Genomic DNA, 5,377 nt, shown 5'->3' on the forward strand with positions numbered 1-5,377 from the left:
GGTGGCGTTGAAGTCGCCCGCCCCACCGTCGTCGCGGGCGACTTCAACGCCACCCAGGACCACGCGGCCTTCCGCCGCATCCTGGACACCGGTTTCATGGACGGCGCCCGCCTCACCGGTGACACCCGCGCGCCGAGCTGGCCCGCCCTGACGACCCCGGTCTTCGGCGCCCAGATCGATCACGTCCTCGTGTCCCGGGGCTTCTCGGCGACCAGGACCCGTTTCCTGGACCTCGCGGACACCGACCACCGGGCACTCGTCGTGGACCTGACCCTCTACAAGAACGTGTAGGACGTACGACATGGGCCGCCCTCCGTGCAGGAGGGACGGCCCACGTCGGTGGGGGGTGGGGTGGAACATCCGAGGGGACCTGCCGTTCCCCGTACGAGCCGGTGCGGCGCCGACTCCGCACCGGCTCGACGGTGATCGGTGGGTCTCAGGGGTAGATCAGTGCTGGTCGACCTCGGCCAGTGCCTTCGCGAGTCCGTTGGCCCACAGCTGGTCCACCCGCGCCCGCTCCGCGGCGTCGGGGTTCGGGTTCGTGCAGGACGTGCCGGGACCGCCGCCCGACATCAGCTCGCTGCACGGCCCCGAGTAGTGGTCGGGCAGTCCGAGCACGTGCCCGGTCTCGTGGGCGGTCACGCGCGTGGAGTCGTACTGCTGGTTCTGCGCGTAGTCGAGGAATATGTAGCCGCTCCCGTGCCCGTCCGTGGAGGCGTACGAACCGCGCGAGTCGTTCCCCTCGCGGTACGTGAAGTCGGCGCCGGAGCCGGCCTGGAGCTTGACGTTCGAGACGGAGCTGTTCCAGATCTGCGTACTGCGGGCTATCTGGGTGCTGAAGGACGGCGCGGCCGAGGCGTTGTAGACCACGGTGACGGCGGCGGCCTCCGGATTCGCGGCGCGCTTCTCCGCCACGGACTTCAGTACGGCGTCGAAGAAGGCCTGGTTGGCCTTCGCCTCCTCACCGGAACCGTTGTAGCCCGCGCCCGCGAGGGAACCGGCGGACGCCGGAGCCCGCGTCGGCTCCGGCGCCTGGGCCGCCGCGGCCGGGACGGTACCGAGCGCGGCCGCGGTGAGGCCGAGGCCCACCGCGACGGAGAGCATGGGTGTGGACAGTCGCATCGATGACTCCTTGAGTGGGGGGTGAAGTCGTCATCGGTGAGTGTCGGCGTCCGTGCGGCGGCTGTGATGATGGCAATCGGCGATAGGACGCAGCTATCCGTCCGGTACCTGTCTGGAACTGGTCGTCCAACTCGCCTGTTTTGGATGTGGTTTGTGCGTCTGGTGAATGCCCTGCTTCCGCTTTAGGCTCCGAAACCATGGACCTCGAAGTGAGGCACCTCCGCGCGCTGTGCGCCATAGCCGACACCGGGAGCCTGCACCGGGCCGCCCGGCAGCTCGGCGTGGCCCAGCCCTCGTTGAGCACCCAGCTCAAACGCATCGAGCAGGAGCTCGGCGGCCCCCTCTTCCGCCGCGAACGCACCGGCTGCCGGCCGACTCCGCTCGGACTGGTCGTGCTCGGCCGGGCCCGCCCGGTGGTGGCCGAGATGCGGGCCCTGGTCGCGGAGGCACGGGCCGCCGCGACGGACGCCGACGGGCCCCAGCTCCGGGTCGGCTCCACCGCGAGCCGCGCCCTCGCGGGCTGGCTGCGCCGACTGCGCGCACGGCAGCGGGAACCGGTCCTGCAGATGGACGTCTCCCCGAACGCCCTGCTGCGCATGCTCGCCGGCGGCCGGCTCGACGTGGCCTTCGTGCACGAGGTGGAGGGCAGCCCACTGCGGATGCCGGACGGGCTCGCGCTGCGCGTGCTGATCGAACGCGAACCGCAGTTCGTCTCGCTGCCGGCCGACCATCCGGCGGCCGGGCGCCAGGAGGTCCGGCTCTCCGACCTGGCCGAGGACCGCTGGATGATCGATCCGACGGTCGACGGCGAGTGGGACGCCGTGCACCGCATGCTGCGGGCGGCGGGGCTCAGCCCCCGGGTGCTGCACGGGGACTACCACACGGCCGCCTCGCTGGTCGCCACCGGCGAGGTCGTCACGGTCTGCCAGCCGACGTGCCAGCCCCGGCCGGAGATGGCGGTACGGCGGATCGAGGGGGACCCGCTCGGCGTACGGCTGCTGCTCGCGGCGCGTACGGAGGGGGAGTTGGACCTTGTCTTTCCCGAGCTGCGGGAGGCGTACGCGGAGGTTGCGCGCGAGGCGCCGGGGTATGGAGAGTGGCTGAATCTCGTCACTGCGTGACCGCTTCCGCGTGGCCGCGTTCGCGGGATTGCGGTCGTGTGTCGTGTGCGGGTGTGTGGGGGCTGGGCGCGCAGTTCCCCGCGCCCCTACGAGTGGCGCGCCCCGTCTTTGACGGGACGCGCCCCACTCGTATCAGACGCCGATGTCCTCGCCGTCCTTGCGCCAGACCGCTACGACGGCCGGGCGGACGATCTTGCCGGGGCCGTCGGGCCAGACACTTGCCGGGTTCTCGACGGTCGCGCCGGTGATTTCACCCGGGTGCTGCACCGCTACCAGGACACGGCGGTCCTGGACGAGCGGGCCGCAGGTCTCGGCGCCCTTCGGCACGGTAAGGAACTGCTTCAGCTCGCCACGCCGGTCGCCCTTCGTCGCCACGCCGAACAGGCCGTCGTGGGAGCCGAGCTGGGCGCCGTCGGTGGAGATCCACAGGTTGCCGTGCGGGTCGAAGGCCACGTTGTCCGGGCAGGAGATCTGGCTGACCTTGTCCTTCGGGTAGCCCGCGAAGTACGTGGCCGGGTCCTTCGGGTCGCCCGCGACGAGGAACAGCGACCAGCCGAAGCTGGTGGCGTCGGGGCGGCCCCGGCGCTCGGTCAGCTCCAGGATGTGCCCGTGCTTGTTGGCGTTGCGCGGGTTGGCCTCGTCCGCCTTGGCGTTGGAGCCGACACCGCGGTTGGTGTTGTTCGTCAGGGCGACGTACACCTTGCCGGTGTGCGGGGAGGGCTGGATGTCCTCCGGGCGGTCCATCTTCGTGGCGCCCACCTTGTCGCCGGCGAGGCGCGTGAAGACGTACACCTCCTCGGCGGTCATGCCCGGGACGTGCGAGACGGCGCCCTTCGCGGTGGCCGTGGCCAGCGGGATCCACGTACCGCCGCCGTCGAACTCACCGTCGGCCGGGAGCTTGCCGGTGCCGTCGATCTCGATCGCCGGGGAGTCACCGCCGAGCTTGGCGACGTACAGGGTGCCCTCGTCGAGGAGGGTCAGGTTGTGCTCGTGGGCGGCGCGGCTGTTGCCGTGGCGCATCCGCTTGCTGCCGACGAACTTGTACATGTAGTCGAAGCGCTCGTCGTCACCCATGTAGGCGACCGGGCGGCCGTCGTCCGTGAGGCGGATCGTCGCGCCCTCGTGCTTGAACCGGCCGAGCGCGGTGCGCTTGCGGGGCGTCGAGGCGGGGTCGTACGGGTCCAGCTCGACGATGTAGCCGAAGCGGTGCACCTCGTTCGGCTCCTGGGCGACGTCGAAGCGCTTGTCGAACCGCTCCCACTTGCGCTCGGTGGCCCCGGTGCCGATGCCGTACCGCGCGTCCGTCGTGCTGCCGGCGTTGGCGAAGTACTGGTTGAAGTTCTCCTCGCCGTGCAGCGTGGTGCCCCACGGGGTCTCGCCGCCGGCGCAGTTGTTGAGCGTGCCGAGGACCTTCTTGCCGGTCGGGTCGGCGGAGGTCTTCAGGAGGTCGGAGCCGGCCGCCGGGCCGGTCACCTTGAACTCGGTGGTCGCGGTGACGCGGCGGTTGAGGTGGTGGCGGGGCACGACGGTGAGCTTGCCGCTCCTGCGGTCCTCCTCTACCACGACGACGCCGAGGCCGTGGGCGGCCCAGGCGATCTCGGCCTGCTCGCGGGTCGGGTTCGCGGCGTCGTATCCCTTGAACATCAGGATCTCGTCCGTGTACTCGTGGTTGGCCACGAGCACCTGCCGGCCGCGCTCGCCCGGCAACGGGAGCAGGGCGAGGAAGTCACAGTTGTAGCCGAACTGGCCGGCCTGCGCCTTGGCGGTCTGCTTGTCCGGGTCGAAGGCCGGGGCACCGCGCAGGATGGGCTCGCCCCAGCGGACGACCACGTTCTGGCCGTAGCCCTCGGGGACGGTCACGGCGTCGAGGGTGTTGGGCGCGACGGCGGTGAAGCGGAGGCCGCGGGCCGCCTTGCCCTTCGTACCCTGGTTGCCGTGGTTGCCGTTGTGTCCCTTGCCGCCGTTCGTGAACGCGGCGGGAGCGCCCTCGGCGGACTGGGCGGCGGCGGGGGTCGCGCCGGCACCGACGAGCGCGCCGCCGGCCGCCGCGGTCACGGTCACCGCGGCGGTGGCGCGCAGCATGGAACGGCGGCTGAGCGCCCCGGCGATGACGTCACCGACGTATTCGTTGGCGCTGGTGTTGGGCGCCGGGTGGAAGCAGGCGTCACCACAGCGGTACCGACAGGTCATCTCGGAACGGCCACCCGGGTGTGAGCCGGTCGAGCCGAGCAGAGGCAGCAGGTTGCGCACGTTCACTCCCCTATGTCTGTGTCTGGCCAGACGCTAGGGGCACGCCCGTGCGGGGGCGCAGCCAAAAGGTAAACGCATGGTGAACCCCCATGGTCCGCAGGGGGGTGGAGGCAAAGGGAAGGTAAGGGATACCTAAGTTGACGGGCATCATCGACCCCGCCCAAGATCTCCCAATCCTGCGGCTAACCTTACGTGTCCGTCCTGGCCAGGGATTGACGGAACCAACTCATGCGAAGGGTTGCGCACATGGGCATTCTCACCCGCCTGCGGAATGCGTTCGGAAAGTCACGCAAGGGGGACGCTGCCGCTGCCGCGGTCCCTTCCGCATCTGCCGCCGCCGAGCCGACGGTGCCGGCGGCCCGGCAGGAGACGGCTCCCGAGCCCACGCCTGCGGCAGCCGAGCCTGAGGCCTCTGTCCCCACACCGGCCACCGAGCCGACGCCCGAACCTGAGGCCGGCCCCGGCCCCGGGTCCAAGCCTGAATCCGAGTCCGAGACCGAGTCCGAGACGAAGCCCAAGGCGTCCGCGGTGGACGACCTGGTCTCGGCGGCGTTCGACAACGTGACGGTCCCGAAGCAGGCACCTGCGCCGGAACCGGAGACCGAGGCAGAGACAGAGGCAGAGGCAGAGGCGGCGACAGAGCCTGCCGCCGAGGCCGAGCCTGTGGTGGAGGCCGAGCCGGAGCCCGTCGTCGCCGAGGTCGCTCCGGCGGCCGAGCCGGAGGCGCAGCCCGAGCCCGCCGTCGTCGCGGCCGAGCCGGAACTCATCATCCAGCTCGTCCCGGAGCCGGAGGCCGAGGCCGAGGCCGAACAGGCCGTAGAAGCGGAGCCGGTCGCCGAGACCGCGGAGGCAGAAGCAGAGGCAGAGGCGGAGGCAGAGGCGGA

General features: G+C 71.1%; 4 protein-coding genes and 1 pseudogene. 3 read left to right on the forward strand and 2 right to left on the reverse strand.

Annotation, left to right across the window (positions count from 1 at the left end; genetic code table 11):
- The coding region (locus AOK01_RS38925; RefSeq protein WP_213862215.1) for an endonuclease/exonuclease/phosphatase family protein at positions 1-291 on the forward strand (291 nt) is incomplete at its 5' end.
- A gap of 156 nt (positions 292-447) precedes the next feature.
- Here the strand turns inward: AOK01_RS38925 and snpA are convergent.
- Complete coding sequence (gene snpA / locus AOK01_RS38930) at positions 448-1,122, reverse strand: snapalysin (RefSeq protein ID WP_055520214.1); 675 nt, start codon at positions 1,120-1,122, stop codon at positions 448-450.
- 197 nt (positions 1,123-1,319) lie between these two features.
- Between snpA and AOK01_RS38935 the strand changes: the two genes are divergently transcribed.
- Complete coding sequence (locus AOK01_RS38935; RefSeq protein ID WP_055520216.1) at positions 1,320-2,243, forward strand: LysR family transcriptional regulator; 924 nt, start codon at positions 1,320-1,322, stop codon at positions 2,241-2,243.
- A gap of 132 nt (positions 2,244-2,375) precedes the next feature.
- Here AOK01_RS38935 and AOK01_RS38940 read toward each other — a convergent pair whose 3' ends face one another.
- Positions 2,376-4,493: a PhoX family protein gene (locus AOK01_RS38940; protein ID WP_055520219.1), complete on the reverse strand. Its 2,118-nt coding sequence runs from the start codon at positions 4,491-4,493 to the stop codon at positions 2,376-2,378.
- A gap of 246 nt (positions 4,494-4,739) precedes the next feature.
- Here AOK01_RS38940 and AOK01_RS38945 point away from each other — a divergent pair.
- Positions 4,740-5,377, forward strand: a pseudogene (locus AOK01_RS38945) (VWA domain-containing protein); the annotation flags it as partial.

Source organism: Streptomyces aurantiacus (assembly GCF_001418335.1).
GTDB classification, from domain to species: domain Bacteria; phylum Actinomycetota; class Actinomycetes; order Streptomycetales; family Streptomycetaceae; genus Streptomyces; species Streptomyces aurantiacus.